The sequence below is a fragment of the Gemmatimonadaceae bacterium genome (assembly GCA_040882285.1).
Lineage (GTDB): Bacteria > Gemmatimonadota > Gemmatimonadetes > Gemmatimonadales > Gemmatimonadaceae > JACDCY01.
In genome coordinates, this window is the sequence record JBBEBQ010000018.1 from 185,207 (window position 1) to 206,072 (window position 20,866).

The window sequence follows — 20,866 nt, forward strand, 5'->3', positions numbered from 1 at the left end:
ACGGCAGTTACTAATCACTAATCACTAATCACTAATCACTAGTCACCGTCGTTCTCAGACTCGGATCTCGTCCGCGGCCTTCTCCGGCGGCGCGCCCGCGAGAACCGGCTCCACGACTTCCGCGAGGAAATCGTCCACTTGCTGCGGCGCCCGTCCGACGAATCTCTCGGGCGCGAGCACGCCGCGAAGGTCGTCCATCGGCACGCCGTACTCCGGATCGGCCGCTAGGCGGTCGAGCATGTCGTTGCTGTCGGCGCCGTCCTTCATGGCGCGCGCGGCGGCCAGGCTGTGCCGGCGGATCACCTCGTGCGCGACCTGCCGGTCGCGACCAGCGCGCACCGCCCGGACGATCAGCTCCTCGGTCGCCATGAACGGCAGCTCGCGGTCGATGCGGCGCCGGATCTGCCGCGGGTAGATCTCCATGCCCGTCACGATGTTGCCCATGAGCAGCAGGATCGCGTCCGTCGCGAGAAACGCCTCCGGAATCACGATGCGCCGGTTGGCGCTGTCGTCCAGCGTCCGCTCGAGGAACTGCGTGCTGTGCGTCTGGTGCGCGTTGGCCTCGAGCGACAGGACGAAGCGCGCCAGCGACGCGATCCGCTCCGCGCGCATCGGGTTCCGCTTGTACGCCATCGCGGACGACCCCACCTGGTCCTGCTCGAACGGCTCTTCCAGCTCGCCGAAGGTCTGCAGCATGCGGATGTCGCCGCTGAACTTGGCGGCGCTCGACGCTATGCCGGAGACGATGCCCAGCACCCAGGCGTCGAGCTTTCGCGTGTAGGTCTGGCCGGTGACTCCCAGCGCGGAGGGAAAATCCATCCGCGCGGTCACGCGCCGCTCCAGCTCGCGGACCTTCTTGTGGTCGCCGTCGAAGATCTCGAGGAAGGACGCTTGCGTGCCGGTGGTGCCTTTCACTCCCCGGAACGGGAGCGTGTCGCGACGATGATCCAGGTCTCTCAGGTCGAGCACCAGGTCCTGCAGCCAGAGCGTCGCGCGCTTGCCGACGGTCGTAAGCTGCGCCGGCTGGAGATGGGTGTAGCCGAGCGCGGGCTCGTCGCGCCACTCGCGCGCGAACGCCGCGAGCGAGCGGATGATCTGGAGCAGCTTGCCGCGCAGCAGGTCGAGCCCGCGCCGCATCAGAATCAGGTCGGCGTTGTCGGTGACGTAAGCGCTGGTCGCGCCGAGATGGATGAACGGCTTCGCCGCGGGCGCTGCGTCGCCGAAGGCGTGGATGTGCGCGACCACGTCGTGCCGGAAGCGCCGCTCGTACGCCTGCACCGCGTAGAAATCGATGTCGTCCAGCCGGTCGCGCATCTGCGTGATGGCCTCGGCCGGAATCGCCACGCCCAGCTCCTGCTCCGACTCCGCGAGCGCGAGCCAGAGCCGGCGCCACATCCCGTAGCGCGTGCGCGGCGACCATAGCTCCAGCATGGCCGACGAGGCATACCGGTCGGCCAGCGGAGAGGAGTAGCGATCGTACTCGGTCATCTCACCCGGAAATAAGTGTGGCCCAGCTGGCCGTTGCGCTCGAACCAGACCTCGATCACGCTGCGCCCGGCGAAGTAGTTGATCGCTCTCGCCGCATCCTCCGCCGAAGCGATCCGCGCGTTGTTGATCTGGAGCAGGACGTCGTCGCGCTCGATCCCGATCTCGGCGGAGACGCGCTCGCTGACGTTCACCACGAGGGCTCCGCTCGTGCTGCGGATCCGGCGGCTCTCGCGGATCTGCGGGGACAGCGTGACGAGCTGAATCTCCCGCAGCACCTCGACGCGCGGCGCGGTCAGCTCCGGCAGGTCCGTGATCCGCATCGAGACGGTCAGATCGTGGCCGCCGCGGCGCACCACCAGCGGCACCGCGTCGCCCACGCGGAAGTCGAGCCGCGCCGCCTGCCAGTCGTAGGGATTCCGCAGCGGGCGGTCGCCCGCGCGGAGAATCCGGTCGCCGGCCCTCACTCCCGCGCCGTCGGCCGGCGATCCCGGCACGACGCTGCGCACCACGACGCCGGCGCTGAGCATCTCGCGCGGGTTCGCGCCTGGCGAGACGACGCGGACGTTGATCCCGTCCCACGGCTGCCGGATCACGCCGTGCGCCAGCAGGTCTTCCATGACGCGCCTGGCCCGGTCGATCGGAATCGCGAAGCCTAGGCCGACGGAGCCGCCGGACGGCGAGAAGATCGAGCTGTTCACGCCGATCACGTCGCCCGACGCGTTGATCAGCGGGCCGCCGGAGTTCCCGGGATTGATGGACGCGTCGGTCTGGATCATGTCCACGTACACCCCGGAACCTTCGCCCGCGCCGGCAGCGATGTTCCTGCCCACGCCGCTCACCACGCCCGCCGTCACGCTCGGCTCCGTGTTCCCGAGCAGGAAGCCGAACGGATTGCCGATCGCGATCGCCCACTCGCCGATGAGCAGGTCGCGCGAGCTGCCGAGGGGCGCGACCGGCAGCGTCTGCCCGTCCACCTTGATCACGGCGAGATCGTTGGTCTCGTCGGCGCCGATGAGCCGGGCCGGGTACGTTCCCCCGCCCGGTAGCGCCACGGAGATGCGCGACGCGCCGGCGACCACGTGCGCGTTGGTGAGGATCGTTCCGTCGTCCTTCACGATGAAGCCGGAGCCGAGTCCCGGCCGGGTGCGCTCGAACGTCCTGCCGAACCAGAAGTCGGTGACGCGCTCGACAGCCTCCGTCTGCACGGTGACCACGGCGGGGGCCACGCGCGCTACGGCAGCGGTGATCGCCGTGCGCCGCGACGCCTCGACCTGCGCCGGGCTCGCCGCCGTTGCCGCGGACTGCGCCGACGACGCGATGGGCGAAGCTCCCTCGCAGCCGGCGAGGGCCAGCGTAACCAGGAGAAATGCCGGCGTGCGCCTCACGTGAGGCTCCGTTGTTTCCCGCGTCTTCCGGCCTCGCTGAGGAATCTGTCGAGCGCGCGGTCGGTCGACGGATGAAGTATCAGCGTCCGCAGCAGCATCGGCGTGATGCAGATGATGTCGGCTCCGGCGAGAATGCAGGATGTGAACTCGGCGGCGCTTCTCGGCCCCGCCGCCATGAGGTCGCACTCGGCGTGCGTGCGGTCGAACACCGCCCGAATCTCGCCGAGTACCTCGTCCACCGACTGCCCCTGCGCGTCGAGGTCGGGCACCGAGACCAGAACCTTGCCCGCGCCCGCCCTCGCCGCGATCGCTGCCTGCGCGGCGTTGAAGATGTAGTTGGCGCAGACGTCCACGCCGTCCACCGTCAGGCGCCGAATGACCGGCACCGCGTCTTCCACGAGCGGCACCTGCACGATGATGCGATCGGACAGGCGCGCCAGCTCGCGCGCCTCGCGGTACATGTCGGCCGTGGTCGTCGCGCCGATCGCGACGCACACCGGGAGCGCGAACTCTGCCACGATCGCCGACAGCTCGGTGGGATCGTGCTGCTCGTCGCCGGAGCCGGCGAACAGAATGCCGTCGGCCAGCCCCGCTTCCGCCGCGGTGCTTATCTCGGCAAGGCTGTCACTCCGGACGTAAATGTTCATGCGGGAAGGTTGCGGGTCACAAATAAAGATCGCTCGGATACCGCACTTGCTCCAGGAACAACGCATGTGCCGGCGCGGGCGGCGACACGTCGCGATTGTCCGTTTCGGACAGCAGCCGCGCGACGGAATCCGGCGAGCGTCTGCCGCTGGCGGCCTGCACCATCGTGCCGACCAGGTACCGCACCATGTGATGCAGGAACCGGTTAGCCTCGATCTCGAACGTCAGCCCGCCCGGCCGCTCCCGCCAGCCCGCCGAGTGAACTGTACACCGGTGATCGTCGCTCGCGGGAGCCGTTCCCTTGACCGCGAACGCGAGGAACGCGTGCTCTCCGACGACGGCCTCCGCGGAAGCGGCGAGCACGGCGAGGTCGATCCCGCGGTCCATCGCCCACTCGTATCGCCTGCGGAACGGCGACCACGCTTCCTCGTCGAGCCCGACGCGATACGAGTAGCGGCGGGCCACCGCGCTGTACCGGGCGTGAAAGGCGTCCGACATCTCGTGCGCGGCGGCGACCCAGATCGACTCCGGTAGAGTCGCGTTCAGCGCTCTGCGCAATTCGGACGCTTGCCACTTTTCCGGCACGCGCACGCCGGCGGCCTGGCCGCGCGCGTGCACCCCGGCATCCGTCCGCCCGGCGCCTGTCACGGTGACCCTTTGCTGTGTGAGCTTGAAGAGGGTGTCCTCCAGCGCGCCCTGAACGGTCGGCTCATCCAGCTGTCGCTGCCAGCCGGCGAAGCCCGAGCCGTCGTAGTGCAGGATTAGCTGAATCATCCGCGTCGTTCCTGCCTCTGGCCCCGGGGGCGGCGGGGGCGGCGTCATTGAGCGGAAGCTATTCGGGAAGCGCTTCCGGCGCTAATCTTCAGCGAACATGTCCCCGCAGCCGCTCCCGGTATTCTGCCAGACTCTCTCCGCCGCGCCCGATCTTCGCGGCGCGCTGGCAGTGCTGTACGCGGAGATGGCGGGGAACGACCCCGGGCTCGAGCTGGCGTTGTTCACGTACGATCCGCGAAGAGGACTGCTCACGTCGCGGCTCGTGGCGGGACCGACGGGAATCTCGACCATCCCGATGGAGCTCTCGCCGGATCACCTCCCCGCGAAGCTGAAGAAGGACGTGCTCGGCGGCGCGAAGCTCGTGGACTTCGGCGACCTGTCGAACGATTTCATGAAGTTCCTGTCGTTCGGAGCACCGCCGCCGAGCGGGGCATATCTGCTGCTGCAGGGGCTGCGGTTCGACGGCGAGCTGTACGCGTTGATCGCGGTGATCGAGCCGAAGCGACGGTTCGGCGGCCGGGCGACCGACCGCATGCTGCCGCTCATGGCCTTGTTCATGAACGCGGCTGCGCGCTTCGCTGAGGGCGACGCGCGCGCCGAAGCGGTTCGCGCGCTCGAGGAAGTGTCCGAGTCGCTGCACGCGAAGTACAGCAAGGCGATCGAGGAGCTGGAAGCGCAGCTGTCCGACGCGCGCAGGGCGGCTCAGGGGAAGGGAGGCGGAGACTCCGCCCGCGTGGCCCAGCTTGAGCGCGCCGCGAGAGACGCCGCCGCGCAGGCGCAGACGGCGGGCGAGCGGCTGTGGGCCGTGGAGCAGCAGGTATCGGCCGCCGTGGCCCAGCTCGAGAAAGCGCACCTGGACATGAGCAACCAGACGCTGCAGCTGCGGACGCAGGCGAAGGTTCTCTACCGGATCGAGCGCCTGCTCGAGCACCGCGACAAGGCGGAAGATCCGCGCAAGCTGCTGGACGAGGTGGTCGCGGCCGTCGCCGCTCGCGGGTGAGCCAGCTCAACGCCCTTCAGCACGCGATAAAGGACCTCGCCTTCCATCGTCCGCTCGACGCGGACGGGGTGGGCGCGGCGTTCGACGTGATCATGCGCGGCGAGGCGACCGGCGTGCAGATCTCGTCGTTCCTCACTGGACTTAGGGTCGCCGGCGAGACCGCCGACACGATGACGGGCGCCGCGCGCGCGCTACGGCGGGCGATGATCCAGCTGCCCGCGAGCGAGCCGGACGAGCTGGTGGACACGTGCGGCACCGGCGGCGGCGCGGTCACCACGTTCAACATCTCCACGGCCGCCGCGTTCGTGGCGGCCGGCGCCGGCGTCCGGATCGCGAAGCACGGCAACCGCTCGTTCACCTCCGCCTGCGGGAGCGCGGACGTGCTGGAGGCGCTGGGCGTCCGCATCGACGCGCCGGTTGAGGTGATGACGCGGTCGCTCGAGCAAGCGGGCATGGTGTTCATGTTCGCGCCCGCGATGCATCCGGCCATGAAACACGTCGGCCCCATCCGCCGCGAGCTGGCGATTCCGACGGTGATGAACATCGTCGGTCCGCTGGCGAATCCCGCCGGCGTCGGCCGCCAGCTCGTCGGCGTGGCGGACCGCGATCGCATGGGGATTCTGTCGGCGGCGCTGGCGAAGCTCGGCGCCATTCACGCGATGGTCGTGTACGGGGAGCCGGGGCTGGACGAGATCTCTCCGCTGGGACCGACGCACGTCGCCGAGATCAAGGACGGCTCGGTGACGGAGTGGACGATCGATCCCGCCAAGCACGGGATCGGGCGGGTCAGCCCGGACGATCTCGCCGGCGGCTCACCGGCGGACAACGCGCACGTGATCCTGGATCTGCTCGGCGGCGGCGGCACGCCCGGAGCTAAAGCCGCGGTCGAGTTGAACGCGGCGGCGGCGATCTACTTAAGCGGGAAGGCGGGCAGCTACCACGAGGGAGTCACGCGCGCGCGGGACGCGCTCAAAGCCGGGTCCGGGCTGACGGCGCTGGAGCGGCTTCGGGAGGTGTACTCTTAGCGCGCGGTACCTGGGGCCAGAGAGCGCCGAGCGTTCGGGTGGCTTCCGAGTGAACCGCGCTCTCACCCGAGGTCGTGAAGAGGACCCACCGCTCGTCGGTCCGGCGGCGCCAGAGGGAAAAGCTGGACTGCTTGCGCGGGTTCATGGGATCCTGCCGTCCTATGCCCGGCTGGAGCGTGACCGTGAGGCAGCGGCGCTTGGCCGGCTCTCGCGCCGCTTCCGCGCGAAACGCGCGGAACAACGCGTCGGCGAGCAGCACTATCGAGTCAGGGTCGGCTGAGCGCGACTGCGCCGCGACACCGAGCCCCGGACAATGGCACCAGGTCTCGCTGCGGTGGACGACGACCTCGATCGACTCGCCGCCGGCGATCCGTACGATGCGACGCTCGCCGCCCTCAGCCTCGACCAGCTCGGTGAGCGACAGGCTGCTCATGTAGAGAGCGTGAAGCTTGGGGGTGATGAACAGCGTGAGAACGAAGGCGAGCGTGACGAGAAGCCAACGAGTCATCGGACGCACGGACACTCCACGGATAAAACTCCGTGTGAATGACTCGGATGCTGACTCCGTGGCAACAAGCTCCGCGCAGAGTCGCGGGAGAACGGCGGGGCGCGTTGTGCGTTACCCGTTTTTGCGTTTTGCGTCGGGCCGCAAACTGCGGCGGGCGTTTCGCGGTTACGCCCTAACGGGCCAACGGTTGAACGGTTAACTCACAACGCTCGCAGTTATTGAGCGCGCCTAATACCGCCGTATAACTCCTACAACTACTCCTTGAATCGTGACGTCGTTCTCATGCACATAGATCGGCTGTAGAGCTTCGTTTGCCGGTTGGAGTCGAATCCGCCCGTCTTTTTCCCTGTAAAACTTCTTGAATGTGGCGGACGAGTTGTCGATAAGAGCGATCACCATCTCGCCATTGTCTGCCGTCGGCTTCTCGTTGACGATGACGTAGTCGCCGTCGCGGATCTGCTCGTCCACCATGGAGTTGCCGCGCACGCGCAGCACGAAGTGGTTGCCGTTCTTCCGGACCAGATCGTCGGGGACCGGGAACGTCTCCGGGACGGAGATGGCCTCGATCGGCATGCCGGCCGCGACGGTGCCCATCAGCGGCAGGTGCACGGCGCGGCCGTACACGTCGGAGGAAGGGATCTCGATCCCGCGGCTCTCGTTGTAGTGCCGCTTGATGTAGCCCTTCCGCTCCAGGTTCGTGAGGTGCTCGTGTACCGTCGCCAACGAGCTGTAATCGAAGCGCTCGGCGATCTCCTCGAAGCTGGGCGCGTACCCGTTGGCCTCCGAGTAGTCGGCCAGATATGTGAGGATTTCGCGCTGCCGTTTCGTGAGCGACATATCTTGTTCGAGCCCCGTAATCCCGTAATAAGGTTGTGACCTCTGCCGCACCGAAGATTTGCCGAACTCACACATTAGCCGAACAGCCCCCGAAGCGCAACAGGAATCTTTCTGGAGCGCGCCGGGAGGCACTCTGGGCGAGTTGCTGGAGCTGACGGGGGCCCGGGTCGGGCAACTCCTGCCGAAAAGGCGTGAGCTCGAGCGGGCGGCGGTGGACACGCCGGCCGCGCCCGCGCTCCTCGACGTGCTCGGCGGCGATTCGGTGTCGATCATCGCGGAGGTCAAGCGCCGGTCGCCGTCCAGGGGCGACCTGGATCCGACGCTGCGCGCAGGCGAGCGCGCGGCGGCCTACGTGCGTGGCGGTGCCGCGGCGATCTCGGTCCTCACCGAGCCTTCGCGCTTCGGCGGGTCGCCGAACGACCTCCGCGAGGTCGTCGAGGCCACCGGCGTCCCCGTGCTGCGGAAGGACTTCATCGTGCAGGAGGTGCAGATCCTCGAGACACGGGCGCTGGGCGCGTCCGCGGTGTTGCTGATCGCGCGGGCGCTGCCGCCGGCGGCGCTCGACGCGCTCGTCCGCGTGGCGCGCGAGTACGGGATCGAGCCGCTCGTGGAGGTCCGTTCGCGCGCGGAGCTCGAGCGCGCCGTCGATTCCGGCGCGACCCTTATCGGCGTCAACGCGCGCGATCTCGAGACATTGGTGATCGACGAAGCCGTCCCCCTCGAGCTGCTCCGCCGCGTGCCGCGCCAGGCCACGGCGGTCGCCGAGAGCGGGATTCGCGACCGCGCGTCCGTGGAGGCGCTCGCGCGCGCTGGAGCGGACGCCGTGCTCGTCGGCAGCGCTCTCTCCGTCGCGGAGGATCCCGAGCAGGCAGTGCGCGACCTATCCGGCGTTCCGCGAGCGCGCCGATGAAGACGGCGATGAAGTTCTGCGGGATCACCCGCGCCCGCGACGCGGGCTTCGCCGCGGAGCTGGGCGCGGCGTATGTCGGATCGATATTCACCGACAGCCCTCGCCGCGTGGATCCCGCCGACGCCACCGACATCTGGACCGCCGCCCCCGGCCTGGGAAAGGTCGGCGTGTTCGGCGATGCATCGGTGGACGAGATTCTCGCGGCCGCCGACGCGTCGGGGCTGGACGTGATTCAGCTCCACGGCGGAGCCCCTGACGGCGTGATCGAGCGGCTGCGGGCGAGCTTTCGCGGCGAGATCTGGTCGGTCATCCGCATCGGTGAGGCAGGCGCGCTGACCGTGGCCGGCGAATCGGCCGACGCGGACGCGGTGCTCGTGGACAGCTACTCCGAAGCCGGACTGGGCGGAACCGGACGCACCTTCGACTGGGAGCGCGAGGCCGCGGCCATTCGCCGGCTGGTCGGCGACAAGCGCCTGATCGTCGCGGGCGGCCTCGACCCCGACAACGTGGCTGGCGCGATCCGCGCGCTGAACCCCGACGTCGTGGACGTCTCTTCCGGCGTCGAGTCGTCACCCGGCGTGAAGGATCACGCCCGCATGCGCGCCTTTGCGGACGCTGTAGCTCAGGCCGATGCCGAGTAGGAAGACCGCAAAGGCTGTTACCAAAAGCCAGGAGCCAATAGCCAATAGCTCTCTCGACCGTTTCGGCGAATTCGGCGGTCGCTACGTCCCGGAGACCCTCATCCCGGCGCTCGACGAGCTGACCGTCGCGTACGCCGACGCGATGTCGGACCCGGCGTTCAAGCGCGAGCTGGACGAGATGCTGCGCGATTACGTCGGACGGCCGTCGCCGCTGACCGTCGCTCCGCGGCTGTCGGAGCATGTGGGCGCGCGCGTGTTCCTCAAGCGCGAGGACCTCAATCACACCGGGGCGCACAAGATCAACAACACCGTCGGCCAGGCGCTGCTCGCGCGCCGCATGGGCAAGCGCCGCATCATAGCGGAGACCGGCGCGGGGCAGCACGGCGTCGCGACGGCAACCGTGTGCGCCCGGTTCGGGCTGGACTGCGTGGTGTACATGGGCGAGGAGGACATGCGCCGGCAGGAGCTGAATGTCTTCCGCATGCGGCTGCTGGGCGCGACCGTCGTGCCGGTCTCCTCCGGAACGCGCACGCTCAAGGACGCGACGAGCGAAGCGATCAGGGACTGGGTCGGCAGCGTGAACGACAGTCACTACATCATCGGATCGGTCGTGGGTCCGGCGCCGTACCCGCGGATCGTGCGCGACCTGCAGTCGGTCATCGGCCGCGAATCGCGCGCGCAGATGCTGGAGAAGACCGGCGCGCTGCCGAAGCTGGTGGTGGCATGTGTCGGCGGTGGCTCCAACGCCATGGGGATCTTCCACGCGTTCATCGACGACTCGGACGTCGAGCTGGTGGGCGTGGAGGCCGCAGGTCATGGACTCGATACCGCGGAGCACTCGGCGTCGCTGGCGCGCGGCTCGCCGGGAGTGCTGCACGGGTCGCTGAGCTACCTGCTGCAGGATGAGAGCGGCCAGGTCCGGCCCGCGCACTCGATTTCCGCGGGGCTCGATTATCCTGGCGTCGGGCCCGAGCACGCCTATCTTATGGAACTTCATCGGGCTACATATGTCTCCGTTACGGATTCGGAGGCGCTGCGAGGGTTCGTTCTCCTCAGCCGATTGGAGGGAATCATCCCGGCTCTGGAATCCGCGCACGCCATTGCCTGGATAGCGAAAAATCGCGGCCGCTGGTCGGACAGTGACTCGCTTCTGGTCTGCATCAGTGGGCGCGGCGACAAGGATGTGGCGCAGGTAAGCGAGATGGATCTCTTGAGCTGATGACTTCACCAACAAGCGCACCAGTGCAGGCGCCCGATTCCGTCGAGCCGCCGCCGTTCGCGGCGGCGATCGTGACGGACGTGCTGAAGACTTTCTCCAAGGCCGTGCGCGCGCACGCGCTGTATCTGCCGAACAACCCGATGCACGCGCGCTCGATGGAAGCCGCGCGCGCGGCGTTCCAGGGGCTCTGGCAGCAGACGGATGAGCTCGTCCTGCAGGTTTCCGAGACGCAGTTCCTCTGGGAGGAGCTCCTGGTGTACGAGGACACCGAGAAGTCCACGGACAATCTCGCGTGGGTGTTCTTCAAGGACGGCCTCCGCGAGATCAAGATCTGCAAGGGCTTCGAGATGACGGACATGGACGCGATCATGGAGATCATCCAGCGCGTCCGGTCGGCCACCGCGGACGACGACGACATGCTCACGATTCTCTGGGAGCAGGAGTTCTCGACGTTCGAGTACAAGTACGTCGGCGCCGGCGGCGGCACGGGAGACACGCCGTACGATCCGATGGAACCGGGGGCCGCGCCCGAGCGGCTGCCGCCTCCCGGCGAGGTCGAGCGCGGCGGCAGCGAGCAGCTGGTGTCGTCGGCGAAGCCGGCCGGCGTAGTCAGCATGGAGGGCTTCGATTCGACGCTCTACTTCCTCGACGAGCGCGAGATCGAGTACATCCACAACGAGATCGCCAAGGACTACTCGGCCGATCTCAGGCCGCTGGTGATCGCGTCGCTGCTCGACACCTTCGAGACGCAGGAGGACGTGGGCGTGCGCGAGGAGATCGCGCGCATTCTCGACGGAATCCTGATCAACCTGCTGTCCACCAACCAGGTCCGCACGGTGGCGTATCTGCTGCGCGAGGTCGCGCTCACCGCGCAGCGCGCCAGGGAGATGACCGAGGTTCAGAAGCAGCGGTTCTCGGATCTGCCCGAGCGGTTGTCCGACGGCGCGGTGCTCGGCCAGCTGCTGGAGACGCTGGAGGAGGCGCCGCTCTCGCTCCCGCAGGGCGACATCTCCGAGCTGTTCCTCCAGCTGCGACCGGCCGCGCTCGAGACCGTGTTCGCGTTCACGCCGCGCTCGCAGAACCGCGAGCTGTGCGAGCTGCTGGAGAACGCGGCCGACCGTCTCGCCGCGTTGCACACGTCCGAGCTGGTGCGGCTGATCACCGTCGGCGATCCCGTCGTGGTGCAGGAAGCGATTCAGCGCGCCGCCGTAATGAAGGCGGCCGCGGCGGTGCCGGCGCTGGGCCAGGTGATCAACACCGGCGCCGATCCGGGCATGCGGCTCGCGGCCGTGCTCGCGCTCGCCGACATCGGCTCGCCCGGCGCGCTGCAGGTGCTGGAGAAATGCGTGGAGGATTCCGAGCGGGACGTCCGGGTCGCGTCCGTCCGCGCGCTCGGCGGGCGGTCGTACCGGGCGGCGCTGCCGCGGGTGGAGAAGGCGCTCAAGGGCAAACCGCTGCGGGAGACCAACCTCACTGAGAAGATGGCGTTCTTCGAGGCGTACGGCGTGCTCGCGGGCGACGCCGGCGTGGACTTCCTCGACTCGGTGCTGAACGGCAAGGGCACCTTCGGCAAGCGCGAGGAGCCCGAGTTCCGCGCATGCGCGGCAATGGCCCTCGGCAAGATCAACACGCGGCGCGCGCGGGAATCGCTGGAGAAGGCCGCCGGCGACAAGGACGCCGTGGTAAAGAACGCGGTGACCAGAGCCATCCGCGGGGTAGCCGCATGACGTCGCAGCAGGTTACGACTCCGTCGTCGGGCGCCTGGCCCCTCTCCGAGCACGGCAATCCGGCGTACGTCCGCAAGATCGGGCGCACGCTGATCATCGGCATGTACAGCGCGATGCGGTCCATCAAGCTGTATCCGCCGGAGCACACGTCGGTGCAGCGCGCGCTCGAGGACGTGGCGAACGTCGCGCGCGAGATCCGCGAGCACGAGCACGAGCACGAGCTCGAGTTCCGGGTGTCCGGCGAGTTCATCTTCCTGAACGAGACGCGGCTCCGTCTCGACCTCACGAACTACGCCAGCTTCGGCCAGGTGCTCACCATCTGCAAGGCGAGCGGCGTGGGCGCGATCCGCGTGCCCGACGTCGCCACGCCCAACGACTGGCTGGTGTTCCTGAACGCGCTCGACACGCCGCTCAAGGGCGATCCTGAGGGGAGCCTCGAGCGGCTGATGGAGCGGCTGCGCGGCGCCGGCGTCGCCGCCTTCGAGCTGGAGCCGCCGTCGGAATCCGCGACCGACCGCGAGGCCAGCGAGCAGGTGCATGCGGCCGCCGTGCGCACGTACGCCCAGTCCGTCACGGTCACCAAGGACGTGATGAACTCGGTGCGCCTCGGGAAGTCGCCGAGCCTGAAGAAGATCAAGCGGCTGGTGCAGACCATCGTGGACCAGATCCTGAACGACGAGGTCTCGCTCGTCGGGCTCACGACCATCCGCGACTACGACGAGTACACGTTCACGCACTCCGTCAACGTCTGCATCTTCTCGGTCGCGCTCGGCAGGCGACTCGGCTTCACCAAGCGGCAGCTGTACGACCTGGGAATGGCCGCGCTGTTCCACGACATCGGCAAGTCGCGCATCCCGATCGACATACTGCAGAAGACCGAGGGGCTGACCGACGAGGAATGGCGGCTCATCGTGGGCCACCCGTGGCTCGGCGTGCTCGGCCTGTGCCAGATGCGCGGGCAGGCGGAGCTGCCGTACCGCGCGATGGTCGTGGCGTACGAGCACCACATGAAGTCCGATCTCAGCGGCTATCCCAAGCCGATCCGGGCACGGCAGATCTGCATGACGGCGAGGATCGTCGCCGTCACGGACAGCTACGACGCGGCCACTTCGCGCCGCAGCTACCAGACCGAGCCGCTGCCGCCGCCCGCGGTGCTCGAAGAGATGCGCGACAACCCGCGCCGCGGCCTGGACCCGGTGGTGGTGAAGGCGTTCATCAACCTGCTGGGCATCTATCCGGTGGGGACGCTGGTCGTTCTCGACACCTTCGAGCTGGCGATCGCGAAGACGGCCAACGTCAATCCGGAGCTGCTCGCGCGCCCGGTGGTCATGATCGTCAGCGATCCGCTGGGAAATCTCATCACGCCGCCGGTCGAAGCGGATCTCGCCGAGCAGAGCCCCGACGGAAGCTACGCGCGGACCATCATCAAGACCGCGGACCCGGAGCGTTATGGCATCCGCGTCGGCGATTATTTCCTCTGAGTCGATAGCGGAGCGGTTCGAGGCGCTGCGCGCGGATTCGCGCCGCGCGCTCGTGTGCTACGTCACGGCCGGGCACCCGTCGCCGGCCGCAACGGTGGAGCTGCTGGAAGGGCTGGAAGCGGCTGGCGCGGACGTGATCGAGCTCGGCGTCCCTTTCTCCGACCCGGTCGCGGACGGCCCGGTGATCCAGCACAGCTCGTCCGTCGCCCTCGCCAATGGCGTTACGCTCGACGGCTCTCTGGAGCTGCTCGAGAAGGCGCGGCCGGCCGTGCCCGTCGTGCTGTTCACCTACCTCAATCCGCTGCTCGCGGCGGGGCCGGACGTGCTGCGCCGGGCGCGGGACGCCGGCATCGCGGGTATACTCGTCACGGATCTGCCGCTCGGCGCGGATCCGCGGCGCGAAGCCTGGCTGGCGGAAAGCGGGCTCGACTTCATCCGGCTCGTCGCGCCGACGACGCCGCCCGGGAGACTGGCCGGAATCTGCCAGCACGGGAGCGGCTTCGTGTACCTCATCAGCCGCATGGGCGTCACCGGCGCCCGCGACGACGCCCCGCCCGACGTGGCGCCGATGGTCGCGAGATTGCGTGCGGTGACCGATCTCCCCGTGTGCGTGGGCTTCGGAATCTCGACTCCCGCGCAGGCGCGCGCCGTCGCGCGGCTGGCGGACGGAGTCGTGGTCGGAAGCGCTGTCGTGCGGGCCGCCGGCGAGTCGACCGGCGCGGCGCTGAATCTCGTACGCTCCATGCGGGAGGCGATGGATGGCTGAAGACGTAGTGACGCTGAAGGGGATGCGCTTCCACACGCACATCGGGGTCCTGCCGCACGAGGCGGAGGTAGCCCAGTCGATCGAGGTGGACGTATCGGTCTGGGTGCAGCGGCCCGCGGGGGGCGACGGCGCGGCGACGGTTGCGGACTACCGCGACCTGTACGACCGCGCGGCGGGCGTGCTCGCGCACGGACACATGAAGTACCTGGAGGACGTGGCCGAGCGCATCGCCGAGCAGTCGCTGGAGGTGCGGCTGGTCACACGGGTCTCGGTGTCGGTGCGCAAGCCGCACGTCGCGCTGCCGGGGCCGTTGGCGTATGCGGAGGTGACTGTGGAACGGAAGAAAAAGTGACTAGTGACTCGTGACTAGTCACCAGCTTATGGACCTGGTTTTTATTGCCCTCGGATCAAATGTTGGGGACCGCCACAAACACCTCAGCGCCGCTCGCAGTGCAATCGCCGCCCTGCCGGATACATTCATTGTCGCCGCCTCGGACGTCGAGGAAACCGAGCCGCTCGGTGGACTCCAACAGGAGAAGTATCTGAATCAGATGCTCGCCGTGAAAACCGCGCTGGAGCCGATGCAGCTGCTGAGCGAGCTGCAGGGCATCGAGAGGGCGAACGGCCGCACGCGGGGCGAGCGGTGGGCGCCGCGCACGCTCGACGTCGACATCGTCGCGTGCGGCAACGCCACTGTTGCCACGGCGCAGCTGACGCTGCCGCACCCGGGCCTGCCGGAGCGCGACTTCTGGCGGCGCCAGATCGCGCAGATCGAGGAGCGGCTGTGAGCAGCGGAACGGGGGACGCCGTGCGCGCGCTGTCGATCCGCGAGTACGTGCAACGCAAGGAAAAGGGGGAGAAGATCGTCATGGTCACCGCCTACGACGCGCTCTTCGGCCGTCTCGTGGACGAAGCCGGCGTGGACGCGGTCCTCGTCGGCGATTCGCTCGGCAACGTGATCGCCGGCCTGGACACCACGCTCCCGGTGACGCTCGACCAGATGATCTACCACGCGACCATGGTGCGGCGCGGCGTGAAGCGCGCGCTGCTGTTCGTGGACATGCCGTTCCTCACGTACCAGGCGAGCGTCGAGCAGGCCATCATGAGCTGCGGCCGCGTGCTGCAGCAGACGGGCGCGAGCGCGGTGAAGATGGAGGGCGCGGGCGAGGAGATGGCCGAGACCGTGCGGCGCGTGGTTGGCGCCGGCATTCCCGTCGTCGGTCACATCGGCTTCACCCCGCAGTCGGTGCACACGCTCGGCGGGGCGCGCGTGCAGGGGCGGGGCGCGGAAGACGCGTCGCGGATGATGGACGAGGCCCGGCGGCTCGAGGACGCCGGCGCGTTCTCCATCGTGCTCGAGCTGGTCCCGGCCGAGCTCGCGGCGCGGATAACCGAGGCCGTGGCGGTCCCCACGATCGGCATCGGGGCCGGCGCGGGCTGCGACGGCCAGGTGCTGGTGCTCCCCGACCTGCTCGGCCTCAACGACCGGTTCGCGCCCAAGTTTCTCAAGCGGTACGCCGAGCTGGCAACGGACGTCCGCAGCGCCGTCGAGCGCTTCGCGAGCGACGTCCGCGGCGGCAAGTATCCCGGCTCAGAGCACAGCTTCTGACATGAACGTCGTGACGACGATCGCCGACGTTCGCGCGGCGGTCGCGGGGGCGCGCGCCCGCGGGGAGACGATCTCGTTCGTTCCCACGATGGGAGCGCTGCACGAGGGCCATCTGAGCCTCGTGGATGCCGCACTCCGCGTCGGCGGCTACGTGGTGATGAGCATCTTCGTGAACCCGCTGCAGTTCGGGCCGAACGAGGATCTCGCCCGCTACCCGCGCGATCTCGAGAGCGACACTCGGCGCGCGGTCGAGCGGGGCACATCGCTCGTGTTCGCGCCGTCGGTGGACGAGATCTACCGGCGCGAGCGCACGATCGAGGTGCACGCGATCAGGCTCGGCAAGGAGTGGGAGGGCGCGTCACGCCCCGGCCACTTCACCGGCGTGCTCACCGTGGTCGCGAAGCTGTTTAATATCGTGCAGCCGGACTTCGCGGTGTTCGGGCAGAAGGACCTCCAGCAGGCGTGTCTCGTCCAGGCGCTGGCGCGCGAGCTCGACTTTTCGCTGGAGGTGATCATCGAGCCGACGGTGCGCGACGCCGACGGGCTCGCGCTGTCGAGCCGGAACCAGTTCCTCAGCCCGACGGAGCGGGCTGCGGCGCGGGCGCTGCCGCGCGCGCTCATGAAGATCTGCGCGGCGCACAAGTCCGGCGTGCAGAGCGGCGCCGAGCTGGAGCGCGTCGCCGAGGAGGTTCTGGCGGCGGAACCGGGGATCGAGCTGGACTATCTCGCCGTAGTTGACCCTCGCACCTTCAAGCGCGTCAAGAACGTGGACACGCGCGCCGCGGCGATCGCCGCCGTACGCGTCGGCGGCACGCGACTCATAGACAACGAGCTTCTGGAACCGTGAAAGAAACCCTGACTGATTCGGATTCATTCACCTCGCCGTACGTGGAGCTGCCGTCGTGGGCGCAAGTCGGGCCGAAGCGGCGCGCGCACATCGCGCGCGTCACCGCGCTGCTGTCGGCCTGGGCGGCCGGGATGCGCCTGGATCCGGCCAAGGCGAACGAGTGGATAGACGCGGGTCGGCTGCACGACGCGCTGCGGGAAGCTCCGGAGGAGGAGCTGCGCCGGCTCACCGGCGACAAGAGCTCGCCGGTGGGGCTGCTGCACGGGCCCGCGGCCGCGGTACGTCTCGCGCAGGAAGGGGAGAAGCGGTCCAGCCTGCTGGACGCCATCCGCTATCACACGATGGGCTCGCCCAACTGGGATTCGACCGGAAAGGCGCTGTACATGGCGGACTACCTCGAGCCCGGCCGCAAGTTTCTGCACGAGGACCGTGAGTTTCTCGCCAGCCAGGTGCCGCACGCTTTCGAAGGCGTGTTCCGCCAGGTGGTGCGCTTCCGGCTGGAGTGGTCGATTCGCGAAGGGGATTACATCTATCCGGAAACCGTGGCGCTGTGGAACGAGCTGAGGTGAAGACTCAGCTATTGGCTGTTGGCTATTGGCTGTTGGCTGAGCGGTGACGGATCCCGGACAATTCGAAGAGTTCGGGGCGCCGAGGCCCCGGCGAAAGATCGGGCGGTGGGTGCTGCTTCTGCTGTTGCTGGCGGCGGGTGGGTGGTTTGGGTGGAATTACTACCGGGGCGCCGTGGCGCCTGCGGCCGGCGCGCCGGGAAGCTTCGACGACGAGGCGTACAACGTCGTCGCGCCCGCGGGAGTGCGCATCAAGGTCGAGGTGCAGAATGCCACCGCCACGCGCGGTCTCGCCCGGCAGGCGACGCTCTATTTGCGGGACCGCGGGTTCGACGTCGTGTCGTTTGGCAACGCGTCGGAGCGCCGCGACTCGACGCTCGTGCTCGACCGCTCGGGCCACGGCGACTGGGCCGCGCTCGTCGCTACGGCGATGAAAGCGAGAGCGGAGAGCCGCCCGGATTCCTCACGCTACCTGGACGTGACGGTCCTTGTCGGCGGCGACTGGCGCCCGCCGGCGCTGCCGTTCTACCCGTAGCTGGCCGCATGCGGCGGCGATGTCCATCCCGCGACTCTTTCTGATCGCCGTTTGAATTCGCATCCCGCGCAGCCTGCGCGCGAAGATCGAGATGTCGCGCGCGGACGTCGGCCTGAACTCGCCGGCTCCGCCCGGATGCAGCGGAATCAGGTTCACGAACGCCTTGCACTCGAGCGCGAGCTCGCCGAGCTGGCGCGCGTGCTCGGGCGAATCGTTGACGCCGCCGAGCATGACGTACTCGAACGTGACGCGCCGGTCGAATTTCCTGGCGGCTTCGATGACTTCGGCCAGCGGATACTTCGTGTTGATCGGCATGAGCGATTGCCGCAGCTCGTCGGTCGGCGCATGAATCGAGAGCGCGAGCCGGAACTGCTCGGGGCGCTCGCTCAGCGCGACGATCCCGGGGAGCACGCCGACAGTGGAGACCGTGATGTGCCGTGCTCCGATCCCGATCCCGTCGGGCGCGTTCAGGATCGTGAGCGTCGGATCCACGGCCTTCCAGTTCAGCATCGGCTCGCCCATCCCCATGAACACGATGTTGGTCGCGCGCAGCGGCGGGTCGAGCAGCGCCAGCTCCCGCACCTGGCCCGCGATCTCGAACGTCTCGAGGTTGCGCGCGAAGCCCATCGCCCCGGTCGCGCAGAAGGAGCACTTGAGCGCGCACCCGGCCTGCGAGGAGATGCACAGCGTCAGCCGGTTGTCCTCGGGGATCGCGACGGTCTCGATCATCTCGCCGTCGGCGAGCCGGAAGAGAAATTTCTGCGTGCTGTCCGCGGAGAGCTGGCGCGTGGCGAGCTCGAGCCGCGGGACGTCGAAGCGCGCGGCCAGCTGCTGGCGGAAGGCGAGGGGTATGTTCGTCATCGCCTCGAACCCCGGGAGCGGCACCTGCCAGAGATGCCTGGCCACCTGCGACGCGCGGTACGCGGGCTGCCCCATCTCGACGGCAAACAAGCGCAGACGCTCGGCCGCCTCGGAGGGGGTGAGGTTGAGGAGATTTTCCTTCTGATTCATCTTTAAGTATTCACAATAAAGCGTTGTAGGCCTTAAATTTAACTCATCCTGATGACGTTCTCAGTCCGGTCGAATTGACCGCCCAGACCCCTCCGGCCCAGCCGGGCACCCGGAGCACAGCGCTTCGGTCGCACATGTGCGGCGGTTTCCGTGCTGCGGACGCCGGCACCCGCGTCCGACTCGGCGGCTGGATCCATCGCACCCGCGACCTCGGCGGACTCCTTTTTCTGGATCTCCGCGACCGCTCGGGGCTGATCCAGGTCTCGTTCGACCCCCGCTGGGCGTCTCCCGAAGCGATCGCCGCGGCCGCGGGCGCGGGCGTCGAGAGCGTCGTGCTGCTCGAGGGCGAGATCGCGCTGCGTCCGCCGGAAGGGCGCAACCCGGAGATGGCGACCGGAGAGGTGGAAGTCCGCGCGGCAAAGATCAGCGTCGTCGGGCCCGCGGAGACTCCCGCGATTCCGGTCTCGCTGGGCAAGGGCGAGAAGCTCGCGTCGGAGGAGCTTCGGCTGCGCTACCGGCATCTCGACCTGCGCCGGGCGGAGCTGCGCGACAACATGATCCTGCGCCACGAGCTGCAGCAGGCGACGCGCAGATATCTCGACGAGCACGGCTTCCTCGAGATCGAGACGCCGATCCTCACGAAGCCCACGCCGGAAGGCGCGCGCGATTACCTCGTGCCGAGCCGGGTGCACAAGGGCGAGTTCTACGCGCTGCCGCAGTCGCCGCAGATCTACAAGCAGCTGCTGATGGTATCCGGCTTCGACCGGTACTTCCAGATCGCGCGGTGCTTCCGCGACGAGGACCTGCGGGCCGACCGGCAGCCGGAGTTCACGCAGATCGACATCGAGGCGTCGTTCATCGCGCCGGAAGACATTTACCAGCTGACGGAAGGGCTAATCGCGGCGCTGTTCCGGGTCGCCGGGTTGAGGGTGCCGGAGAGATTCGACCGGATGACGTACGCGGACGCGGTGGAGAATTACGGCACCGACCGTCCCGACCTGCGGTACGGGCTGAAGATCTTCGACGCGACGGACATCGTGCGCAACGCCGATTTCGGTATCACGCGGTCGGCGATCGAAGCGGGCGGACGCGTGCGCGGGCTGCGCGTCCCCGGTGGCGCGTCGTTCTCGCGCAAGCAGGTGGACGAGCTGGAGACCATCGCGAAATCGGCGGGCGTCGCGGGATTGCTGCGCACGAAGCGCGTGAGCGGCGCGCTCGACGGACCGCTGGCCAAGCACCTGCCGGAGGGCGCCGCGGACAAGCTTGCGATCGAGGAAGGGGACCTGTGCCTGCTGGCGGCCGCGCCCGACGCGACCGCGAACCCCGCGCTCGACCGCGTGCGGCAGGAGATCGCAAGCCGCCTCGGACTCGGCAACGGCTCCAACGCGTTCGTGTGGGTCACCGACTTCCCGCTGTTCAGCCGTGACGCCGCCACGGGCGCGCTCGGCTCGGTGCATCATCCCTTCACGTCGCCACACCCGGACGATCTCGCCAAGGTGGAGAGCGATCCCGAGCACGTCCGCGCCCTCGCCTACGATCTCGTGCTCAACGGCACCGAGCTGGGCGGCGGGAGCATGAGAATCAGCGACCCCCGCATTCAGTCGCGCGTCTTCACCGCGCTGGGAATCAGCGAGGCGGATGCGCAGGCCCGCTTCGGCTTCCTGCTCGAAGCTCTCCGCTCCGGCGCCCCCCCTCACGGCGGCATCGCCTTCGGCTTCGACCGCATCGCCATGATGCTCGCCGGCGCCCAATCGCTAAGAGATGTAATCGCCTTCCCGAAAACCACCGCCGCAAGAGCGTTGTTCGAGGGCGCCCCGTCCCCCGTAGCGGACGCAGATTTGCAGGAGCTGCACATCAGGAAAAGTGATCACTGATCAGTAAGCCAATAGCCA

Annotated in this window: 22 protein-coding genes; 15 read left to right on the top strand and 7 right to left on the bottom strand. The window is 68.4% G+C overall.

The genetic code is table 11. The annotated features are described in order from the left end of the window. Positions 1 to 54: 54 nt before the first annotated feature. The 4 genes from purB to truA are packed head-to-tail and all read right to left on the bottom strand — an operon-like array spanning position 55 to position 4,292. Positions 55 to 1,488, bottom strand: coding sequence for an adenylosuccinate lyase (gene purB, locus WEA80_10065; GenBank protein MEX1186921.1), 1,434 nt, complete (start codon positions 1,486 to 1,488; stop codon positions 55 to 57). Continuing rightward, complete coding sequence (locus WEA80_10070) at positions 1,485 to 2,873, bottom strand: trypsin-like peptidase domain-containing protein (protein MEX1186922.1); 1,389 nt, start codon at positions 2,871 to 2,873, stop codon at positions 1,485 to 1,487. Before WEA80_10070 ends, purB begins: the two co-directional genes overlap by 4 nt. Then, positions 2,870 to 3,520, bottom strand: a complete 651-nt coding sequence (locus tag WEA80_10075; protein MEX1186923.1) for a transaldolase family protein — start codon at positions 3,518 to 3,520, stop codon at positions 2,870 to 2,872. The genes WEA80_10070 and WEA80_10075 overlap by 4 nt, the downstream gene beginning before the upstream one ends. Before the next feature lie 16 nt (positions 3,521 to 3,536). Then, positions 3,537 to 4,292, bottom strand: coding sequence for a tRNA pseudouridine(38-40) synthase TruA (gene truA, locus WEA80_10080; GenBank protein MEX1186924.1), 756 nt, complete (start codon positions 4,290 to 4,292; stop codon positions 3,537 to 3,539). A 97-nt stretch (positions 4,293 to 4,389) separates the two neighbouring features. On the opposite strand from truA, the gene WEA80_10085 reads away from it, so the two are divergent. After that, positions 4,390 to 5,292 (top strand): hypothetical protein, encoded by a 903-nt coding sequence (locus tag WEA80_10085; GenBank protein MEX1186925.1) that lies wholly within the window; start codon positions 4,390 to 4,392, stop codon positions 5,290 to 5,292. Beyond that, positions 5,289 to 6,317, top strand: coding sequence for an anthranilate phosphoribosyltransferase (trpD, locus tag WEA80_10090; protein MEX1186926.1), 1,029 nt, complete (start codon positions 5,289 to 5,291; stop codon positions 6,315 to 6,317). Before WEA80_10085 ends, trpD begins: the two co-directional genes overlap by 4 nt. Here the strand turns inward: trpD and WEA80_10095 are convergent. Then, positions 6,262 to 6,825 carry a hypothetical protein gene (locus tag WEA80_10095; GenBank protein ID MEX1186927.1) on the bottom strand — a complete coding sequence of 188 codons (564 nt, stop codon included), beginning with the start codon at positions 6,823 to 6,825 and terminating at the stop codon, positions 6,262 to 6,264. The two genes, trpD and WEA80_10095, sit on opposite strands and share 56 nt — an antisense overlap. Before the next feature lie 228 nt (positions 6,826 to 7,053). Then, positions 7,054 to 7,662 carry a transcriptional repressor LexA gene (gene lexA, locus WEA80_10100; protein MEX1186928.1) on the bottom strand — a complete coding sequence of 203 codons (609 nt, stop codon included), beginning with the start codon at positions 7,660 to 7,662 and terminating at the stop codon, positions 7,054 to 7,056. Between the two features lie 142 nt (positions 7,663 to 7,804). Between lexA and WEA80_10105 the strand changes: the two genes are divergently transcribed. The 12 genes from WEA80_10105 (at position 7,805) to WEA80_10160 (ending at position 17,963) form a co-directional block, all read left to right on the top strand. Beyond that, entirely contained in the window at positions 7,805 to 8,572 is a 768-nt protein-coding gene (locus WEA80_10105) for an indole-3-glycerol-phosphate synthase (GenBank protein ID MEX1186929.1), read from the top strand. After that, a complete protein-coding gene (locus WEA80_10110) occupies positions 8,569 to 9,213 on the top strand; it encodes a phosphoribosylanthranilate isomerase (GenBank protein MEX1186930.1) in 645 nt (214 codons plus the stop codon). The genes WEA80_10105 and WEA80_10110 overlap by 4 nt, the downstream gene beginning before the upstream one ends. Continuing rightward, positions 9,203 to 10,432, top strand: coding sequence for a tryptophan synthase subunit beta (gene trpB, locus WEA80_10115; protein MEX1186931.1), 1,230 nt, complete (start codon positions 9,203 to 9,205; stop codon positions 10,430 to 10,432). The genes WEA80_10110 and trpB overlap by 11 nt, the downstream gene beginning before the upstream one ends. After that, a complete protein-coding gene (locus WEA80_10120) occupies positions 10,432 to 12,159 on the top strand; it encodes a HEAT repeat domain-containing protein (GenBank protein MEX1186932.1) in 1,728 nt (575 codons plus the stop codon). Before trpB ends, WEA80_10120 begins: the two co-directional genes overlap by 1 nt. Further along, positions 12,156 to 13,640, top strand: a complete 1,485-nt coding sequence (locus WEA80_10125) for an HD domain-containing phosphohydrolase (GenBank protein MEX1186933.1) — start codon at positions 12,156 to 12,158, stop codon at positions 13,638 to 13,640. Before WEA80_10120 ends, WEA80_10125 begins: the two co-directional genes overlap by 4 nt. Next, positions 13,609 to 14,406, top strand: a complete 798-nt coding sequence (gene trpA / locus WEA80_10130) for a tryptophan synthase subunit alpha (protein MEX1186934.1) — start codon at positions 13,609 to 13,611, stop codon at positions 14,404 to 14,406. The genes WEA80_10125 and trpA overlap by 32 nt, the downstream gene beginning before the upstream one ends. Next, entirely contained in the window at positions 14,399 to 14,758 is a 360-nt protein-coding gene (locus tag WEA80_10135; GenBank protein ID MEX1186935.1) for a dihydroneopterin aldolase, read from the top strand. The genes trpA and WEA80_10135 overlap by 8 nt, the downstream gene beginning before the upstream one ends. 28 nt (positions 14,759 to 14,786) lie before the next feature. Further along, entirely contained in the window at positions 14,787 to 15,194 is a 408-nt protein-coding gene (gene folK, locus WEA80_10140) for a 2-amino-4-hydroxy-6-hydroxymethyldihydropteridine diphosphokinase (GenBank protein MEX1186936.1), read from the top strand. Then, the gene (gene panB / locus WEA80_10145; protein MEX1186937.1) at positions 15,191 to 16,015 is read left to right on the top strand and encodes a 3-methyl-2-oxobutanoate hydroxymethyltransferase; all 825 of its coding nucleotides are present in this window, start codon (positions 15,191 to 15,193) and stop codon (positions 16,013 to 16,015) included. The genes folK and panB overlap by 4 nt, the downstream gene beginning before the upstream one ends. A gap of 1 nt (position 16,016) precedes the next feature. Continuing rightward, entirely contained in the window at positions 16,017 to 16,862 is an 846-nt protein-coding gene (gene panC / locus WEA80_10150) for a pantoate--beta-alanine ligase (GenBank protein ID MEX1186938.1), read from the top strand. Next, positions 16,859 to 17,431: a hypothetical protein gene (locus WEA80_10155; protein MEX1186939.1), complete on the top strand. Its 573-nt coding sequence runs from the start codon at positions 16,859 to 16,861 to the stop codon at positions 17,429 to 17,431. The genes panC and WEA80_10155 overlap by 4 nt, the downstream gene beginning before the upstream one ends. A 109-nt stretch (positions 17,432 to 17,540) precedes the next feature. After that, positions 17,541 to 17,963 (top strand): LytR C-terminal domain-containing protein, encoded by a 423-nt coding sequence (locus tag WEA80_10160; protein MEX1186940.1) that lies wholly within the window; start codon positions 17,541 to 17,543, stop codon positions 17,961 to 17,963. Here WEA80_10160 and rlmN read toward each other — a convergent pair. Next, positions 17,892 to 18,974 carry a 23S rRNA (adenine(2503)-C(2))-methyltransferase RlmN gene (rlmN, locus tag WEA80_10165; GenBank protein MEX1186941.1) on the bottom strand — a complete coding sequence of 361 codons (1,083 nt, stop codon included), beginning with the start codon at positions 18,972 to 18,974 and terminating at the stop codon, positions 17,892 to 17,894. The two genes, WEA80_10160 and rlmN, sit on opposite strands and share 72 nt — an antisense overlap. A 74-nt stretch (positions 18,975 to 19,048) precedes the next feature. Between rlmN and aspS the strand changes: the two genes are divergently transcribed. Beyond that, positions 19,049 to 20,848, top strand: a complete 1,800-nt coding sequence (gene aspS, locus WEA80_10170) for an aspartate--tRNA ligase (GenBank protein MEX1186942.1) — start codon at positions 19,049 to 19,051, stop codon at positions 20,846 to 20,848. The last annotated feature ends 18 nt before the right edge of the window (positions 20,849 to 20,866 follow it).

Excerpts from the sequence above, each read along its gene's own strand:
- purB (MEX1186921.1), bottom strand. The coding sequence starts at position 1,488 with ATGACCGAGTACGATCGCTACTCCTCTCCGCTGGCCGACCGGTATGCC.
- WEA80_10075 (MEX1186923.1), bottom strand. The coding sequence starts at position 3,520 with ATGAACATTTACGTCCGGAGTGACAGCCTTGCCGAGATAAGCACCGCG.
- truA (MEX1186924.1), bottom strand. The coding sequence starts at position 4,292 with ATGATTCAGCTAATCCTGCACTACGACGGCTCGGGCTTCGCCGGCTGG.
- WEA80_10085 (MEX1186925.1), top strand. The coding sequence starts at position 4,390 with ATGTCCCCGCAGCCGCTCCCGGTATTCTGCCAGACTCTCTCCGCCGCG.
- WEA80_10095 (MEX1186927.1), bottom strand. The coding sequence starts at position 6,825 with ATGACTCGTTGGCTTCTCGTCACGCTCGCCTTCGTTCTCACGCTGTTC.
- lexA (MEX1186928.1), bottom strand. The coding sequence starts at position 7,662 with ATGTCGCTCACGAAACGGCAGCGCGAAATCCTCACATATCTGGCCGAC.
- WEA80_10110 (MEX1186930.1), top strand. The coding sequence starts at position 8,569 with ATGAAGACGGCGATGAAGTTCTGCGGGATCACCCGCGCCCGCGACGCG.
- trpB (MEX1186931.1), top strand. The coding sequence starts at position 9,203 with ATGCCGAGTAGGAAGACCGCAAAGGCTGTTACCAAAAGCCAGGAGCCA.
- WEA80_10120 (MEX1186932.1), top strand. The coding sequence starts at position 10,432 with ATGACTTCACCAACAAGCGCACCAGTGCAGGCGCCCGATTCCGTCGAG.
- WEA80_10125 (MEX1186933.1), top strand. The coding sequence starts at position 12,156 with ATGACGTCGCAGCAGGTTACGACTCCGTCGTCGGGCGCCTGGCCCCTC.
- trpA (MEX1186934.1), top strand. The coding sequence starts at position 13,609 with ATGGCATCCGCGTCGGCGATTATTTCCTCTGAGTCGATAGCGGAGCGG.
- WEA80_10135 (MEX1186935.1), top strand. The coding sequence starts at position 14,399 with ATGGCTGAAGACGTAGTGACGCTGAAGGGGATGCGCTTCCACACGCAC.
- folK (MEX1186936.1), top strand. The coding sequence starts at position 14,787 with ATGGACCTGGTTTTTATTGCCCTCGGATCAAATGTTGGGGACCGCCAC.
- panC (MEX1186938.1), top strand. The coding sequence starts at position 16,017 with ATGAACGTCGTGACGACGATCGCCGACGTTCGCGCGGCGGTCGCGGGG.
- rlmN (MEX1186941.1), bottom strand. The coding sequence starts at position 18,974 with ATGAATCAGAAGGAAAATCTCCTCAACCTCACCCCCTCCGAGGCGGCC.